Origin of the sequence: Microcystis sp. M109S1, assembly GCF_020247025.1 — a bacterium.
GTDB lineage: Bacteria > Cyanobacteriota > Cyanobacteriia > Cyanobacteriales > Microcystaceae > Microcystis.
Genome location: NZ_JADBRW010000102.1, coordinates 1 through 17,184 on the forward strand (window position 1 = coordinate 1; position 17,184 = coordinate 17,184).

Annotated in this window: 20 protein-coding genes; 16 read left to right on the forward strand and 4 right to left on the reverse strand. The window is 42.5% G+C overall.

The annotated features are described in order from the left end of the window. Nucleotides 1–259: 259 nt before the first annotated feature. Both IM322_RS04850 and IM322_RS04855 read right to left on the reverse strand, forming a co-directional pair. The gene (locus IM322_RS04850; protein ID WP_287675936.1) at nucleotides 260–445 is read right to left on the reverse strand and encodes a hypothetical protein; all 186 of its coding nucleotides are present in this window, start codon (nucleotides 443–445) and stop codon (nucleotides 260–262) included. Nucleotides 446–607: 162 nt separating this feature from the next. Beyond that, nucleotides 608–868, reverse strand: coding sequence for a transposase (locus IM322_RS04855; protein ID WP_287659168.1), 261 nt, complete (start codon nucleotides 866–868; stop codon nucleotides 608–610). A 27-nt stretch (nucleotides 869–895) separates the two neighbouring features. Here IM322_RS04855 and IM322_RS04860 point away from each other — a divergent pair, with 27 nt between their 5' ends. Genes IM322_RS04860 through IM322_RS04890 form a run of 7 tightly spaced genes read left to right on the forward strand, consistent with a single transcriptional unit; the run spans nucleotide 896 to nucleotide 6,059 of the window. After that, the gene (locus IM322_RS04860) at nucleotides 896–1,792 is read left to right on the forward strand and encodes a DUF5838 family protein (protein ID WP_287675937.1); all 897 of its coding nucleotides are present in this window, start codon (nucleotides 896–898) and stop codon (nucleotides 1,790–1,792) included. An 11-nt stretch (nucleotides 1,793–1,803) separates the two neighbouring features. Further along, entirely contained in the window at nucleotides 1,804–2,262 is a 459-nt protein-coding gene (locus tag IM322_RS04865; RefSeq protein WP_287675950.1) for a DUF29 domain-containing protein, read from the forward strand. 55 nt (nucleotides 2,263–2,317) lie between these two features. Further along, a complete protein-coding gene (locus IM322_RS04870; protein WP_287675938.1) occupies nucleotides 2,318–2,896 on the forward strand; it encodes a Uma2 family endonuclease in 579 nt (192 codons plus the stop codon). A gap of 18 nt (nucleotides 2,897–2,914) precedes the next feature. Further along, the gene (locus IM322_RS04875; protein ID WP_287076980.1) at nucleotides 2,915–3,598 is read left to right on the forward strand and encodes a Uma2 family endonuclease; all 684 of its coding nucleotides are present in this window, start codon (nucleotides 2,915–2,917) and stop codon (nucleotides 3,596–3,598) included. A gap of 5 nt (nucleotides 3,599–3,603) precedes the next feature. Next, the gene (locus IM322_RS04880) at nucleotides 3,604–5,541 is read left to right on the forward strand and encodes a S8 family peptidase (protein WP_287675939.1); all 1,938 of its coding nucleotides are present in this window, start codon (nucleotides 3,604–3,606) and stop codon (nucleotides 5,539–5,541) included. A 40-nt stretch (nucleotides 5,542–5,581) separates the two neighbouring features. Beyond that, nucleotides 5,582–5,791 (forward strand): cyanobactin biosynthesis system PatB/AcyB/McaB family protein, encoded by a 210-nt coding sequence (locus tag IM322_RS04885; RefSeq protein WP_012263826.1) that lies wholly within the window; start codon nucleotides 5,582–5,584, stop codon nucleotides 5,789–5,791. 46 nt (nucleotides 5,792–5,837) lie between these two features. Further along, the gene (locus tag IM322_RS04890) at nucleotides 5,838–6,059 is read left to right on the forward strand and encodes a cyanobactin biosynthesis PatC/TenC/TruC family protein (RefSeq protein ID WP_024969137.1); all 222 of its coding nucleotides are present in this window, start codon (nucleotides 5,838–5,840) and stop codon (nucleotides 6,057–6,059) included. Nucleotides 6,060–6,069: 10 nt separating this feature from the next. Here IM322_RS04890 and IM322_RS04895 read toward each other — a convergent pair whose 3' ends face one another. Next, nucleotides 6,070–6,882 (reverse strand): Uma2 family endonuclease, encoded by an 813-nt coding sequence (locus IM322_RS04895; RefSeq protein ID WP_287675940.1) that lies wholly within the window; start codon nucleotides 6,880–6,882, stop codon nucleotides 6,070–6,072. Between the two features lie 67 nt (nucleotides 6,883–6,949). Here IM322_RS04895 and IM322_RS04900 point away from each other — a divergent pair, with 67 nt between their 5' ends. The 9 genes from IM322_RS04900 (at nucleotide 6,950) to recQ (ending at nucleotide 16,650) form a co-directional block, all read left to right on the forward strand. Beyond that, entirely contained in the window at nucleotides 6,950–9,046 is a 2,097-nt protein-coding gene (locus tag IM322_RS04900) for a S8 family peptidase (protein WP_287675941.1), read from the forward strand. 159 nt (nucleotides 9,047–9,205) lie between these two features. After that, entirely contained in the window at nucleotides 9,206–10,231 is a 1,026-nt protein-coding gene (locus tag IM322_RS04905; protein WP_287675942.1) for an aldo/keto reductase, read from the forward strand. After that, nucleotides 10,228–10,635 carry a gamma-glutamylcyclotransferase family protein gene (locus tag IM322_RS04910; RefSeq protein ID WP_287675943.1) on the forward strand — a complete coding sequence of 136 codons (408 nt, stop codon included), beginning with the start codon at nucleotides 10,228–10,230 and terminating at the stop codon, nucleotides 10,633–10,635. Before IM322_RS04905 ends, IM322_RS04910 begins: the two co-directional genes overlap by 4 nt. Nucleotides 10,636–10,694: 59 nt before the next feature. Then, nucleotides 10,695–10,895 (forward strand): photosystem II assembly protein Psb35, encoded by a 201-nt coding sequence (psb35, locus tag IM322_RS04915; RefSeq protein ID WP_150977892.1) that lies wholly within the window; start codon nucleotides 10,695–10,697, stop codon nucleotides 10,893–10,895. A 254-nt stretch (nucleotides 10,896–11,149) separates the two neighbouring features. Further along, the gene (der, locus tag IM322_RS04920; RefSeq protein ID WP_004268090.1) at nucleotides 11,150–12,508 is read left to right on the forward strand and encodes a ribosome biogenesis GTPase Der; all 1,359 of its coding nucleotides are present in this window, start codon (nucleotides 11,150–11,152) and stop codon (nucleotides 12,506–12,508) included. Between the two features lie 3 nt (nucleotides 12,509–12,511). Beyond that, nucleotides 12,512–13,387 (forward strand): energy-coupling factor transporter transmembrane component T family protein, encoded by an 876-nt coding sequence (locus IM322_RS04925; protein ID WP_287675945.1) that lies wholly within the window; start codon nucleotides 12,512–12,514, stop codon nucleotides 13,385–13,387. A 10-nt stretch (nucleotides 13,388–13,397) separates the two neighbouring features. Beyond that, entirely contained in the window at nucleotides 13,398–13,595 is a 198-nt protein-coding gene (locus tag IM322_RS04930) for an ATP-binding protein (RefSeq protein ID WP_287675947.1), read from the forward strand. 216 nt (nucleotides 13,596–13,811) lie between these two features. Next, nucleotides 13,812–14,423 carry a DUF3318 domain-containing protein gene (locus IM322_RS04935; RefSeq protein WP_287675948.1) on the forward strand — a complete coding sequence of 204 codons (612 nt, stop codon included), beginning with the start codon at nucleotides 13,812–13,814 and terminating at the stop codon, nucleotides 14,421–14,423. Nucleotides 14,424–14,538: 115 nt separating this feature from the next. Then, complete coding sequence (gene recQ, locus IM322_RS04940; protein ID WP_287675949.1) at nucleotides 14,539–16,650, forward strand: DNA helicase RecQ; 2,112 nt, start codon at nucleotides 14,539–14,541, stop codon at nucleotides 16,648–16,650. 156 nt (nucleotides 16,651–16,806) lie between these two features. Here the strand turns inward: recQ and IM322_RS04945 are convergent, their stop codons facing one another. After that, complete coding sequence (locus IM322_RS04945) at nucleotides 16,807–16,947, reverse strand: hypothetical protein (RefSeq protein WP_002760440.1); 141 nt, start codon at nucleotides 16,945–16,947, stop codon at nucleotides 16,807–16,809. Nucleotides 16,948–17,184 lie beyond the last annotated feature (237 nt).

Sequence of the window (17,184 nt, forward strand, 5' to 3'; positions counted from 1 at the left end):
GGAGACGACGCGGAGTAATGCTCCCGATCTTAGCACGAACTTCAAATCATGTCAAAAGTCTTTTTCTGCTTGCCAGGGTGCGCGGTTTGCCTCTATGAATTGACGTACAACCCTTGTTAATTCAGGGCTTTCTGTTACCTGCGGGAGAAGCAGGGGAGAGGTTGGGTTTTTCCCCACTTGCCTTTTTCCTTCGCTCAAAAGTGCTAGAAGACTTGGCCGAGGAGAGATGAACCCCTGCCAACAGCTTACTACCCCAGGGTTAACGGGTTGGGGTTGTCTTCTCCTTCGGTTTGTACCTCTGACAGAAGCCTTTATACTTTCTGGCACAGTCTTCTAAGCTGTCACCAAGTTTTAAGAAAGCAGGATGCCATTGAGTTAAGCCGTCATCAGTTAAGCGTTCATAACTGCCGTAATTACTGAAATCATAGAAGAACCCAGAACGCATTTTGGCTGCTTTTGGATTCCCGTGGATGTAGCGCAAGGTATTTAAAGCCCTGTCTGTATCAGAAGGCGGAAAGCCATCGCAGAAATAGCGCTTTTCCCAAAAGTGTCCTGTGCGATCCCCCCTAGCCCCCCTTGATAAGGGGGGAAGCCGAAGGCGGGGGGATCACATCGCGGTGTACCAATTAAGAAAGTGCATAATTTTCGGTAAATCTTGCGGTTGAGCAGGTTCAATCAGATAATGAACATGGTTAGACATAATACATAAAGCATAGAGCTTAAACTTGTATTTGCTCAAAGCCTTGTTGATGGCATAAAGAAACACCTCCCGACACTCTCGCTTTGATAGTTTAAACTCACGATTATTACAGCGTGTGGTGACGTGGTAGGAATAACCAGCTTGTAAATTTCGAGATTTTCTTGACATAATTTTTTCCTTTAACATCTTGAAATCATGATAGTTGCCGAGATTCAAAAAAACTCTCTCAAAGAGCAAAGAATACAATTTATCCGTAATCATCAACAAGCTTTTGATGTTGAGCCGAGTTATCCTCTGCGGCTGTTTGAAGATTTTGTTATGGAAGTTGAAGGCAATTGTGATATTGAAGCCTCCTGTAAGATAGAATTAGATAAACTCATTGCCTCACGGTTTATGCTCTTTTTTAAAGATCAGTCCCAAGAATGGCAAAAATGTCTAGCTCAATCTTTAGCTTTTTTTCGTCAAGTTGAAAACCGAGTTGGTGTTCAATTAGATTATTCCTTATTACAGAAATTTTTAGGACATAACTTTGACTTTAGCAAACTAGAAGTTCTCAGTGCTGGACTTGATTTAAGAACTAATTTAGCTGATTCTAGTTTAAAAATACACATTAGAATTAAAGATTATCCTGAAAAACTACAAACTGCTTTCGTTTTAAGTGATGGTGCTGCTGACAGTGATTATTTAAGTGAATTTGTTGAGTTAATTGGTTTTGATTTTTACTTTAATGGTAAAAGTGAAATCGAAATTTATGCCGAACTTCAAGAAGATGATTTTTTCAGACCAGAAACCATCAATTTAGTCTGGCGACATTTTCCTGATTCAGTCTTAAAACCTCTCCAAGGATCAAGTTTGTTTTTCACGGGTTTATCAAAAGCAAATAATAACCCAGTGCTTTACTATCATCTCAACAATCGTCAAGATTTAACCAATTATTTTAAGATTAATGATACAGCCCAAAGAGTTCACAGTTTTTATCAACATCAAGATATTTTACCTAATATGTGGGTAGGTACTACTCAAAAAGAATTAGAAAAAACGAGAATTGAGAATATTCGGCTTTATTATTACAAATCCTTTAAGATGGAGTAAATTTTATGTTGATGATAGAAGTAAATGAATTAAAACAACTCTATGACGTTGATGATGATCAATGGCTGGAACAAACTATTAACTTACTTAAAAATCATCAATTCCAACAGCTAGATTTAGATAATTTAATTGAGGAGTTAGAGGATTTGGGTAGAGAGAAGAAAAATGCTGTCGCTAGTCTGTTAGAGCAAATTATTCGTCATTTGCTGTTACTGCAATATTGGACAACTGAAGCCGAATATAATGCTGTTCACCGGCAAGAAGAAATCTATAACTTTCCTACTCAACTAAGACGAACAATCACGACTAATCTCCGCAAGTATTTAGAAGACGAATTAACCTCTATCTATCAAGATGCGCTAGGTTTTGTTAAAATTAAAACAACTAATTTAGTAACTTTTCCTACTGAATGCCCCTACTCCCAAGAACAATTACTTGATCGTTCTTGGTTGCCCAATCAAACCTATTAACTGACAATCAATCTAAAACAAGAACTAAAAATATTGACTTTAAAAATAAAGTATAATGATTACCAACGAACCTATTATCTTAAACCTGAAAACCACCAATTTAAGTGACGAACAGTTTTATCAACTGTGCTGTGCTAATGACGATTGGCGACTCGAACAAACTGCCCAAGGAGAATTAATCATTATGCCTCCCATCGGAGCCATTAGTGGCAATCGAGAATCAGAATTAAATGCTGATTTAGTGATTTGGAATCGGCAAACTCAACTCGGTAAAGTTTTTAGTTCTTCTACTATCTTTACCTTGCCCAATGGCGCGAAACGTTCTCCTGATGTTGCTTGGATTGCCAATGAACGCTGGCACGCTTTACCCATAGAAGAACAAGAAAAATTTGCCAGAATTTGCCCAGATTTTGTGATAGAATTGCGATCGCGTACCGACCCCTTAAAATATCTACAAGAAAAAATGCAAGAATATCGAGAAAATGGTGTAAAATCAGGGTGGCTAATTGATCCTGCCAACCAAAGGTTAGAAATCTATCGCCCCAATCAATCTGTAGAAATTATTGAATTACCAGCAACATTATCAGGAGAAGAAATTTTACCTGGATTCACCTTAAAATTACCAATGTATTGACAAGTAGGAAATACTAAGATGATAGCCACTGTAGCAAAATCTCCTCAAGCAATTCCACTATTAGAAAATGGCGACAACCTCACTCGTTGTGAATTTGAGCGTAGATATAATGCTATGCCAAATCTGAAAAAAGCCGAACTCATTGAAGGAATTGTTCATCTGATGGCTTCTCCCTTAAGAATTACTAATCATGGCAACCCTCACGCTCGTATTATCACTTGGTTAGGTAACTATTGGTCAAGTACGCCAGGAATTGAATTAGGCGACAATTGTACCGTGCGCCTTGATGCTGATAATGAACCTCAACCCGATGCACTGCTGAGAATTAAAAATGGTGGACAATCAACTATTAGTGAGGATGGCTATGTCGAAGGTGCGCCAGAATTAATCGTGGAAATTGCTGCTAGTACCGTCTCCCTTGACTTGCATCAAAAGCTTAAGGTTTATCGCTGCCATCAAGTGCAAGAATATTTAGTCTGGCGAGTATTGGATGAAGAATTTGATTGGTTTGTCTTAAATGACGAAAAATATGTTACACTTGAACCTAATGCAGAAGGAATATTATGTTCTCAAATATTTCCTGGATTATGGTTAGGTAGAGATGCTTTATTAGCGGGTAATTTAGCCAGGGTTTTAGAAGTTGTACAATTGGGAATAGCTACAATCCAACATAAATCTTTTGTCAAAAAAATATCAGAATAAGAATTATGATTCCAGGATTGCAAGCATTACACAAACTAACCCAGGGTTCCCCAGAGATTACTGTTGCCATTCTTGATGGTGTCGTAGATACTCAACATCCCTGTTTTCAGGGAGCAAAATTAACTCGACTGCCCACCTTAGTATTACATGGTGCAACCAGTGGGCAGATGTCCACCCATGGGACTCATATTGCTAGTTTAATTTTTGGACAGCCTAATACAGAAATCGAAGGAATTGCCCCTCAGTGTCACGGTTTACTCGTGCCAGTTTTTTCCGATGACCGACGGCGACTATCTCAACTAGATTTAGCCCGTGCGATTGAACAAGCCGCCGAAAATGGAGCGCACATTATCAGTATTAGTGGGGGGGCGCTCACCGATATGGGAGAAGCAGAAGACTGGCTAGAGCGTGCCATTGAAATGTGTAGCCAGAGAAATATTCTTATCGTTGCGGCTGCTGGAAATGATGGTTGCGAGTGCCTCCATGTTCCAGCCGCCCTTCCTGCTGTCCTAGCAGTGGGTGCTGTTGATGCTAGAGGGCATCCCCTCGACTTTAGTAATTGGGGGGAAACCTACCAAAATCAAGGCATCCTTGCCCCTGGAGAAAATATCTTAGGGGCAAAACCGGGCGGCGGGACAATACAAATGAGTGGCACTAGCTTCGCTGCGCCCATCGTAGCAGGAGTAGCGGCTTTATTACTCAGTTTGCAAGTGCAGCGGGGAGAAACACCTAATCCCCACGCAGTCAGGGAAGCACTACTAAAAAGCGCCCTTCCCTGTCCCTTGACAAACAGTGAAAACGAACCAAAATGTTTAGCCGGCCTGTTGAACATTTCGGGGGCAATTAAACACCTAACCGGAGAAACCATGTCCGAAACCATAGAAACCCAAGCAACAGTAGAAGCTTCCGGCTGCGGCTGCGGTGGTACACCTGAAACCACCGAGGTTCAACGCCAAAATCTCGAACTGAGTGCCGCAACCAGCGCACCGGCAATCCCCGTTGTTGCCGCCCAAATTCCCAACCCTGTAACAACCTCTCAAGGAGTATCCATGCCTGAAACTACCACTAAATCTGTCACCCCTAGCCAAGCTGCTGAACCCGCTGGTGGAATCGTCTATGCCATTGGCACTTTGGGCTATGATTTCGGTACAGAAGCCCGTCGGGACACATTTAAACAACTGATGCCCACCGCCGTAATTGGAGGGATTGAAGTTCCCTCTAACCCCTACGATGCCCGCCAGATGGTGGATTATTTAGCCGATAACCTCTCAGAAGCCAAATCCTTAATCTGGACCCTGAACCTGGAACTTACCCCAATTTACGCCATTGAACCCCTCGGCTCTTTTTCCCGCGAAGTTTATTCGGCTTTACAGGAACTGCTTTCGGGACAAGTGCAAGCGGAAGACAGCCCCGAATATATCCAGCGTGTCAGTATTCCGGGACGGATTACTGGGCGCACAGTACGCCTGTTCTCAGGACAAGTTGTTCCCGTCATTGAACCGGATAGCCCCCGGGGAATTTATGGTTGGCACGTTAACACTTTAGTCAGTGCGGCAATAGAAGCTGTTGGTGCAGAACAAACAGAAGCCCAAGAAAGCCAAATGCGCCGCACTCTGAGTAGTTTCCTCAACCGCATCTACTACGATTTACGCAATTTAGGGCAAACTTCCCAAGACCGCGCCCTCAATTTTGCCGCGACCAATGCTTTCCAAGCAGCGCAAACTTTTTCTGAGGCTGTGGGTGCTGGGATGGAGTTAGATAGTATTAATGTTTCTAAGAGTCCTTTCTGTCGGCTGGATAGCGATTGTTGGGATGTACAGTTAAAATTCTTCGACCCGGAAAATAGCCGCCGCGCTCGTAAAGTCTTCCGTTTTACTATAGATGTGAGTGACTTAATTCCTGTCACCTTGGGCGAGGTTCGTTCCTGGTCTTCTCCTTATTAGTCCTCTCCCCTAAACTCTATCTATTTACCCCAAAACAACCATGAGACTTCCCAAACAGTCTGCTCCCGTCAAACGTCCCCATTTTATTCATCCCCACGAATGTGTTGATATTGTTCATGGCGATGGGGAAGATTTAGTATCTATCTTGGTTAAGTTAGTTCATGGGGCTAACTACAACGATCCGGCACAATTTCAATACCCTCACTATGGCTATCTAAAAATGTCCTCTTTTGGCGGTTTTCGTTATTAGTCTCGACTTCTAAAACCTAACAAAAAACACTGGAGGAAATCAAACAATGGCTAACTCTAAAAGTTCTAAGCAATCAGAAACCAATCCGAATGTTGAGCAACCAGAAACAAAAAAATCCAACATTCAACCACAGGAAACAACTCAACCTAAAGCTAAATATATTCCCGCAACTGGGTTAGAAGATTACGGACGCTGGAAATTGATGTTCCAAGACCGCAAGGCGAATCCCAATGATCCGCCGTTTCGTCGGGGTCGAATTTGGTGTTAAACACCTTCCCTTAATCTTCAGGTTCTATCCCTAATGCCCTTAACTGTTCCGCTAGGCGCTCGGCTCGTTGTCGTTCCCGCTCGGCTCGTTGTCGTTCCTGTTCGGCTCGTTGTCGTTCCTGTTCAGTAGATTCCTGGGAAGTTAACAACAAGTTACCTTCCCCATCCCACCAGCGAAGCCAGGGAAAGAATTGATTTTGGTATTCTCCTTGCCAAATTCCTAACTCTACCTTTAAAGGAACAATAGGATAATGACCGCGCTGATTAGGAGTCATTTTTTGGTAACGACCATTAACTAACTGATACATCTCGATCTGGGCCTTGTTAACTTCATAAATTCCATAAAAAGGAATTTGAATCGCTCGCTCATAGATCCAAAATTTACCCTTAACAGGCGTTTTATCCCGTTCTTCTTCACCATTGCCAGAGACAAATTCTAAGGCAATAACCGGTTCAATGGTTTCTTTCCACATCACAAAGGAACGGCGAACTTGACCATCAATAGTCGTGGGGACATGGGGAACATAAAACCAATCGGGAGCAACAGCACCCTTTTCTAGAGATTCTGGATGCTCTGGCAATCGCCAATAAATCCCACAATCTCGACCTAGGCAGTAATTACCATCAGGATGTAATTGTTCTAAAAGGGGTGTAATAGTATCCGTTAAAAGGTCTGCTTGGGGAGGCTCTTGATAGTTTTTCACAAAACTTCCATCTTTATCGGGGAGTTGGGTGTGGTCGGGTAAAGGGGAATCGCAATACACCGTTGCAGAAGGTTCCTGAATTGTGGTTGAGGATTGTACCGTTTGGGTGATTGAACTCATCTTTAATTCCCCTATTTTTGTTATCTAGCTTTTATTCTATAACTGTTCTTGAAAATCTGTACAAACTATGCCTGATCTCAATGCTATCCCCGGAATGACCGCTCTTCGCTCCCATACCAAAGGCGATCCACGCATCAAAATCGCCGTTCTTGATGGACCAGTTGACTTAGATCGAGCCTGTTTTCAAGGAGCAAATATTACCCGTATTAATCCTTATTGGTCCGAAGAATTTCCCATCGATCCCCAACACTTACAAGCCTTTTTAGATGTAGAAAAAAGTGGCAAAAGTGATGAAGAAAAAGAGGAAATGTTTAAGGAGGCGATTCCAGATGAAAATATCCGCCACAGTTTGCATTTGCGCTTCCATGCTAACCATATTATCAGCACCATTTGTGGACAGCCAGATTCACCGGTAGAAGGGATTGCTCCTAACGCAACGGTGATTAATATTCCCATTGCTTATGGGAATGAAGATTTTATCAATCCTCTCAATCTTTCCCGGGCGATTAGTAACGCAATTGAACAGGGAGTGAATATTATTCATTGTGCCGCTTGTCACCCAACTCAAAGCGGATTAGCTCACGAATTTATTGATAAAGCGATTCGTCAAGCACAGGATAATAATATACTCGTTATTGCTCCTGGTGGTAATGATAAAGGAGAGTGTTGGTGCATTCCTGCGGTATTAGAAAATGTCCTGACAGTAGGAGCGATGAAAGATACAGGAGAGCCATTTAAATTCAGTAATTTTGGTGGTAAATATGCGACTCAAGGGATTCTTGCTCCCGGAGAGAATATTCTAGGATCTCAACCCGGAACTGATGACCCTATCCGCAAAAAAGGGACTAGCTGCGCTGCTCCAATTGTGACAGGAACGGCCGCTTTATTAATGAGTTTACAATTAGAACAGGGTTTATCTCCTGATGCGGAAGCAGTAAGAGCCGCCTTGACTAATAGTGCCATTCCCTGTGATCCTAATGAAGTAGAAGAACCAGAACGCTGTCTGTTAGGAAAAATCAACATCTCTGGAGCTTATGAATTGCTGACAGGAGAGAAATTACAAACTGTTGAAGCGGATAACAATTCGTCGAATAATATCATAGAATCGACGGTAATTCCAGTGACAGTGACAACCTCGGTTATTCCCTCTTGTTCAACCGAGATAGCGAATCAGGGAATAACTGCAACCATTTCAACAGCAGCAACAAGACAACCAGCGATCGCTCCTAGCAATGCTTCAGAAAATATTTCCTCAACTGGATTAATAAAAAATCATCAAGCACATAACAATATTGTCCTAAATAATGTTGTTCCTAGTCAACGCTCAAACCTCGTTTATGTGTTAGGAACTTTAGGTTATGATTTCGGAACAGAAGCGCGTCGGGATACTTTTAAACAGTTAATGCCAACCATCACGATCGATAATATTGAATTACCATCCAATCCCTACGATGCACGACAAATGGTAGATTATTTAGAAAGTAATCTATCAGAAACTAAGTCTTTAATTTGGACAGTTAATTTAGAACTAACTCCCATCTATGCAATTAAACCAGTGGGAGCTTTTGCCGCTGAGATTTATCAAGTCATGCAATATATGTTAGCGGGTCAAATATTGCCAGAAGCTGACGAAGATTATGTTGAAAGAGTGAGTATTCCGGGCATTCTTACCGATGAAACTGTGAAACTATTTTCTGGTCAAATTGTTCCGGTCATCAAAGTTAATAGTCCGCGAGGAATGTATGGCTGGAAAGTTAATACTTTGATTGAATCAGCGATAGAAACTGTTAGCGCGGAACATGAAATCGCCGATGAAGCGAGGATGCGGCGTTCTCTGACCAGTTTCTTGAATCGCATTTATTATGACTTACGAAATTTAGGACAAATAGCACGCGATCGCGCTTTAAATTTTGCGGCTACTAACGCTTTTCAAGCTGTACAAACCTTCTCCCAAGCAGTAGCAATGGGAATGGAATTACACAGTATTGAAGTAGAAAAAAGCCCCTTCTGTCGCTACGGAAGTGAATGCTGGGATGTGAAATTAAAATTCTTCGATCCCGAAAATGGTCTGCGAGCTAAACGAGTATTTCGCTTTACCATTGATGTTAGCGATCGCACTCCTGTAACTTTAGGTGAAGTGCGTTCTTGGGCTGTTTCTAAATAGCCTGAGTCTGCTAAGTACCTAAGCAAAATTGATTACACATCTAAAATGATTAACCAATAAGGCCAGGGTTAACTTGTCAAAATTGTACCAAATGTACTTAGCAAAAATGTCGATCAAATTCAATTATAATTAACTTCTTATTCAAAATTTTAGTTAATTATGCGTTACAAACTTTTAGGTAATAGTGGTCTGCGAGTTTCGGAACTATGTCTAGGAACGATGACATTCGGGCAAGATTGGGGTTGGGGAGCGGATAAAGAGGAAAGTCGGGCGGTTTTTCGGGCTTTTGCGGAAGCGGGCGGCAATTTTCTCGATACTGCTAATCTCTACACTAACGGAACCAGTGAAACATTAGTGGGGGAATTTGTCAAGGGCGATCGAGAAAAATGGGTAATCGCCACGAAATATTCTCTCAACACGCGCCCCGGCGATGTCAATGCTTGCGGAAATCATCGAAAAAACCTCTTTCAAGCGGTAGAAGCTAGTTTAAAGCGTTTAGGTACTGATTACATCGATTTACTCTGGCTTCATCTTTGGGACTCTCTCACTCCTATCGAAGAAGTGATGCGCGCTTTCGATGATTTGGTCAGGATGGGAAAAGTGCTTTATATCGGCATTTCTGACAGTCCTGCTTGGATTGTCTCCCAAGGGAACACCCTGGCCACCCTGCGGGGATGGACACCCTTTATCGGACTACAAATAGAATATTCTCTCAAGGAACGCACCCCCGAACGGGAATTATTGCCCATGGCCAAAGCATTAAATATCGGGGTGACAGCTTGGAGTCCCCTGGGAGGAGGAGTTTTAACAGGAAAATATAATCAACCCAACCCCGTCGATGGACGTTTAAGCATGACCGACCAACCTTTTCAAATTTTTGATCGCGATTTAAAAATTGCCGAGACTGTCCTAGAGATTGCCAGAGAAATTGAGAAATCACCGGCACAAGTGGCATTAAATTGGCTAAGAAATCGCCCTAACTCCCTAATTCCTATCATTGGCGCTCGAAAATTGTCCCAATTGCAGGATAATTTAGCCTGTGTGGATTTTAACCTGACTGGGGAACAACTGCAACGACTCGATAATATCAGCGCCATTTCCCTTGGTTTTCCCCACGAACTTTTAGCCAGTCAATTTGTTCGCGATATCCTATTAGGAGGAGTAGCGGCACAATTGGACCGATGATGGAAGTTTTTGTTTATGGAACACTGAAACCTAAGGAGAGTAACTATTCTGCCTACTGTGCGGGAAAAGTGATCAACTCTAAAACCGCCTACACAAAGGGGCATTTATACCATCTTACCGCCCTCGGTTATCCCGGACTGACCGAGGGGGATGGCTGGGTGAAGGGAATTTTATTGACTTTTAACGCAGATTATGATATTGGGCTTTTGGATGGTTTGGAAGATTATCAACCCGGCAGATATCCAGAAGAAAACGAGTATCAGCGTCGCAGAATTCCTATTTATAATCTAGAGCGAGAATTGATCGGCGAAGCTTGGGGATATATGATGACACCAGCAAAAATAGCTTTTCATGGCGGTATTTGGCTGCCTTCCGGTTGGTGGACCAGTAGCGATCGAGAATAGGGATGAGGAGGCCGATTCTGTTAAGATATACAAATTAAAAGCTTAATCGTGAAAAAATTATGTATCTACTCCTAGAAGTGGCCAGTGGCAAATTCCCCGTTTATTTTGTAGCAGTTTATGTGGTCGGTTTTCTCGCTGCTGTCACCATCGGTTCGATCGCTTGGTACAATTCTAAACGCCCGGTCGGTTGGGAAGATGCCCAAAGACCCGATATTATCCCCGAAGTGAAGACAGAGGTGGATTCTGATTCTCAATCCTAGAAAAAGGCAGTGATCAGTTATTTTAGCCGTCAGCTTTTTCTCCCTTCTCAACAGTTATAAGGTTGGTTAGGATTGACCCTTGCCTTGGCACAAGGGACTAAAGACCTTGTTAGTCGGTGATTTCAGGCATTTGGCTCCCTATTTGCTGCCTAAACGTTTACACACTTATGAGAAACGCTATCAATCAACCAAGTTCGATCGCAAATCGCTATGATAGAATATTGGGTCTTTAATTTCCGTCCCCTCCTCCCTTTATGAAACTGCCTGTCGTCGCTATTATCGGTCGTCCCAATGTGGGCAAATCCACCCTCGTCAATCGTATCGCTGGAGATCAACAGGCGATCGTTTTCGATCAACCCGGGATTACCAGAGATCGCACCTATCAACCAGCTTTCTGGTGCGATCGAGATTTTCAAATTGTCGATACAGGGGGGCTAGTTTTTAACGATGACAGCGAATTTCTCCCTTTAATCCGCGAACAGGCTTTAATCGCCCTAGCAGAGGCAAGTGTGGCGATTTTTGTCGTCGATGGGCAAGGGGGAATTACCGCCGGCGATCGAGAAATTGCCGCTTGGTTACGACAGCAAAATGTACCGATACTTTTGGCCGTCAATAAATGTGAATCGGTGGAACAGGGTATCCTGCAAGCGACGGAATTCTGGGAATTAGCCATCGGTGAACCCTTCCCCATCTCGGCCATTCACGGCTCTGGTACAGGAGAACTACTCGATGCGGTGATTAAATATTTGCCACCCGCGGCGGAAATTCCCGAAAATGAAGAAATTAAAGTGGCAATTATCGGTCGTCCTAACGTGGGTAAATCTAGTCTCCTCAATGCTTTAACCGGACAACAACGGGCGATCGTTAGTCCGATTTCGGGAACCACTAGAGACTCGATCGATACTTTAATTGAACGAGAAGGACAGGTTTATCGGTTAATTGACACCGCTGGCATTCGCCGTAAGAAGAATGTGGACTATGGAGCCGAATTTTTCAGTATTAACCGTGCTTTTAAGGCAATTCGCCGGTCTGATGTGGTACTATTCGTCATCGATGTGCTAGATGGTGTCACTGAACAGGATTTAAAATTGGCAGGACGAATCATTGAAGAAGGGCGCGCGGTGGTGCTAGTAGTCAATAAATGGGATGCGGTGGAGAAAGACACCTACACTATCAATACTTATACCAAAATGCTCCAAGATCGGCTGTATTTTATGGATTGGGCAGAAATGATCTTTGTCAGCGCCATGACGGGGCAAAGAGTCACCAAAATCCTCGAATTAGTCGATATTGCCGCCGAATCTCACCGTCGTCGCGTCAGTACCTCGGTAATCAACGATGTGATCGAAGATGCGGTGAAGTGGCACAATCCCCCCACCACCAGGGGCGGAAAACAGGGGAAACTATACTATGGCACGCAAGTGTCGAGTCAACCCCCCACGATCGCCCTTTTCGTTAACGATCCCCAGCGCTTTAATGATAACTATCGCCGTTACATCGAAGGGCAATTCCGGCAACAGTTAGGCTTTAAAGGAACCCCGATCCGCTTAATCTGGCGCGGCAAACCGGCGCGAGAAGTGGAAAAAACGGTTAATAGAGCCACCAAGGTCTAATTTATGGATTTATTGCGAAGTTTGCCCATCGGTCTTTATCTCGATCAACCGATTACCCGACTACATCAACTAGATGCCAGGGTAAAATTTATCTGGTTAATGACTTTTTTAGCAGCACCTTTATTAGCTAATGCTTGGTGGCGTTTAGCTTTGGTGGGATTGTTAATGTTGTTAACCCTGCTTGCACCTATTCCCCCCCGCGTCTGGCGGCAACAGATGGGCTGGCTGATATTTTTAGCGATTATCGTCTTTCTGATTACTGCTATCACTCCCGATGGTTTAGCGGTGAGTATTCAGCCGCGTTTACCCGATGAAGGGCTTAATTTACCGCCAGCAAGTGATTATCAGTATGTTTTATGGGATAGAGGTCGTTTATTTGTTACCCGACGTTCTTTGGAATTAGCAGTGAGAATTAGTACCTTAGTTTTTACTTTAATTTATAGCACTAATCTCTTTTTGTTGACGACAGCCCCGGAAGAAATTACCGAAGGTTTAGAGAATTTAATGAGTCCTTTACGGCGATTTAATGTGCCGGTGACGGAAATTTCTCTGACTCTGACCCTCTCTTTGCGCTTTATTCCTCTGGTTTTAGAAGAAGTCCAAAATCTAGCTAGGGCAGTGCGAACTAGGGCGATCGATTGGCAAAAATTAGGGATTAAAAAGAGTTTAAACGTCTGGTTAACAGTAGTGGAAAAATTACTAGATAATTTGCTTTTGCGCGCCGAACAAATAGCGATCGCTATGGAGGTTCGCGGTTTTACCAGTCCCAATCAGCATCAAGTACGCTGGCACGAATTAAAGTTAAGATGGGCTGATTTTATCGCTTTATTTTTGTTAATTCCCTTTTGGGCAGCCCGATTAGTTTGGGGTGGTTTATAGCAGTTATCAGTTGTCAGTTAATAGACCGGGTATCGCTCCCGAATATCAAGGAAAAATTTTTGAGCGAGATCAAACCGAAAATACAGACATAGGTCTATCAATTGTCAAAAAAATTCTTGATAATCAAGGAGAGAGAATTTGGATAGAATCCCGCTCAGGTGAAGGGGCAAGTTTTTATTTTACTTGGCATAAAAATTCTCCTAGTTAGCTTATAATTAATCGTGCAAAATTGAATACTAAATCCTGTGGAAAAGGTATAGCAGAGTAGGGAGAAGCGATTTTTGCTCCCCTTGTCCCTTCCGTCGGCAAACCCCGGCGTTTTTTCTATCTTAACAAAACTCAACTTTGAGAAAATTGTCGGAAAAGAGATATTAGCTCAGAAAGCGATTATACTCAATGATCGAAGACTATTGGCTGGCGATCGATGAACCAAGACAACGAGATTAGTCATTTACTAGACCTCATGCCTGCTTCGGGACGGATGATGACGCGCATTGTCAGCAAACCCGAAAGCACCAAGGTAATCGAAACTAATTTTCCCCTACCTTGGCAAAGAGGGGTCAGACCAATTCAAATTAATTTTGACCTCTGGCGGCAATTATCAAGACCCCAACGGGATCTAGTCTTGTTACGGGCCGTCTCTGTTTTAACGGCAGTAAAATGGTTTAAACCCGATCTCGATCGAGTAATTGCTCTAGCTGGTATCATCGGTTTAACCGTGGAAACCCTGCAAACCGATGCCGTCGGTATGGCAGTAGCAGGGGGTTTAACTGCCTTGGCAATTAACCGGATTTGGCGGGAAAAACGCAGCCCCCAACGGGAATTAGACGCAGATGAAGCGGCCCTAAAAGTGGCCGTTAGACGCGGTTACACGGAAACCGAGGCCGCTAAGGGTTTATTATCGGCTATTGAGACTATAGCTGAAATTGAGGGGCGATCGAGTCTCAATTTTAACGAGTTATTGCGCTGTCAAAATCTGAAAAAATTAGCCAATCTCTCCTTTGTTGGTGTTCCCGATCAGGTGAGACAATCTTAAAGTCAGTTGTTTTGGCTATCAGCTTTCTTTTTACCGATCGCTGATTACTGACTACTGATTACTTAAATCCCTAACCTTAAAATAACTACTATAAAAATATTTTTCCCCTTGTTCAATGGCTGCAATTGACTCTTTAGAAAAAGCCTTAAAATATCACTTTGGCTACGATCAATTTCGACCGAATCAACGCCAAATAATTGAGGCTGCTTTAAACAATCAGGATTTATTAGTAATTATGCCTACCGGAGGCGGTAAATCTCTCTGTTTTCAGCTACCCGCTTTAATCAAAAAAGGGGTGACGGTGGTGGTTTCTCCCCTAATTGCTTTAATGCAGGATCAGGTAACTGCTTTAGCTGATAATGGCATCGGGGCAACATTTCTCAATAGCACTTTAAACGCTAAACAAGTCAGAGAAAGAGAATCTTTAATCCTGCAAGGAAAAATTAAACTGTTATATGTCGCCCCAGAAAGATTATTATCGCCTAGTTTTTTAGACTTTTTAGCTGTTATTGATAATTACCTCGGTTTAGCCTGTTTAGCAGTGGATGAAGCTCACTGTGTCTCCGATTGGGGTCATGATTTCCGACCTGAATATCGACAAATTAAACAAGTTCGTCAACGCTTTCCCTCCGTGCCAATTTTGGCTTTAACTGCCACCGCTACCCAACAGGTTAGAGAAGATATTATCCAACAATTAGGATTGCGAGATACTTCCATTCATATTGCTAGTTTTAATCGTCCTAATCTTTATTATGAAGTTCAACCTAAAACCAGTAAATCTTATCAGCAATTGTATCAATATATTAAAGGACAAAAAGGAGCAGGAATAGTTTACTGTATCAGCCGCAAAACCGTCGATAAAGTTGCAGAACAGTTACAAAAAGATGGTATTAATGCCCTACCCTATCACGCCGGTATGGAGGATCGGGAAAGAAGTAAAAATCAAACCCGTTTTATTCGGGATGATGTGCAGATTATGGTGGCGACAATTGCCTTCGGTATGGGGATTAATAAACCCGATGTGCGCTTTGTCATTCATTACGATTTACCCCGCAATTTAGAGGGATATTATCAAGAATCTGGCCGTGCGGGTAGGGACGGAGAACCAGCTAAATGTACCCTCTTTTTTAGCTTTGCAGATGCCAGAAAAATTGAGTATTTTATTAACCAAAAAACCGAGCAAAATGAACAACAGAAAGCTCGTCAACAATTGCGACAGGTGTTAGATTATGCTGAAGGGACTGAATGTAGAAGATCGAGCGTACTAGGTTACTTTGGAGAAAGTTTTGCGGGTAACTGTGGTAACTGTGATAACTGTCGGAATGGTACAAATAACCAGGATTGGACGATCGAAGCACAAAAATTTTTATCCTGTGTGGCGCGGACGGGACAGAAATTCGGTATGATGCACATAATCAACGTACTGAGGGGAGGAAAAGGTGAAAGAATCACCCAATATCAACATCATTTATTATCTACTTATGGCATCGGTAAAGATAAAACTGTGGAGGAGTGGAAACGTTTAAGTCGTTCCCTTGTCCAGCAAAATCTATTAGTAGAAACTGAAGACGATTTTAGAATCTTGAAACTTAATCAACACAGTTGGGAAGTGATGCGGAAACAACGTTCCGTGTTTATTGCCGTCCCCCAAAAAGCTAACGGTCAAATCTTGGGAGACGACAATCCCAATACGCTGGAAAGTGATTTATTATTCGATCGCTTGCGGCAACTGCGGAAAAAAATTGCCGATAGTCAAGGGGTTCCTCCCTACGTTATTTTCCATGATTCTAGTCTGCGTTTGATGGCCCAATCAAAACCCCGGAGTTTAGGGGAGTTTCGTCAAATTTCTGGAGTAGTACACAGTAAAGTACAACAGTATGGGGATATATTTATAGCGGCAATTAATGATTTTTGTCAGGATAGTCTTCCCTCTACTCAATTGCTCACTCTCCAATACTATCAAGATGGGTTGAATGCGGAAGAAATCGCTCGCAAAAGAAGCTTAAAAGTCTCAACAATCTATGAACATTTAGCTAAATTGCTGGAAGCGGGTTACGAAATTGATATTAATCAGTTAGTCTCTAAAAATAAACAGGAATATATTCGTTTAGTGATCAAAAAAGTGGGCGATCGATCCCTGAAAACTCTTAAAGAAAATCTGGGAGATAATTATAGTTATGAGGAAATTAAATTAGTTGTTGCTTGGCAAAGACGACCCCGGCAATAAGGGCAGAGGAACTCTTTTGATGCAACCCGCCACTTTACAGGCAATAGGCAATAAATAATCAGTTTTTAATAACCGGATTTAGTATTACAATCAGTGGGTTAATCGGCTCAAAAATTGCTTTTTCTGGGGTTGAAACATTTTCAACCCCGATTTTTATCATCCGGGAAAAATAACTTCTAGGGGAGCGGGAATCATCTCGCTACGAAAGTCGAGAATCTGGACTAGGATTAAATAGGCAACGGCGATTAAAATCGAAATTGCTCCCGTGATAATGGCGATAATTTTAGCAGAATTCATATAGTTAACCGTTAATTTCCTGAGATTGCCGCAAAAGCTACCGAAATTTATTCTCATCTAGGATTGCGAGCCTAAACAATTCAAACTGAAGATATCTTACCAAAATTTTGGGTTAAAGCCCCGTCCTTTTAGGACGGCTTTATGTTAAAATAAAATTGGTTTGAATCCCCTGAGTGGGCGGTAGTGAATGGCTCGATTGAGTTGAACCCTTGAACTCGAAAGTCTGCATAAGAGACA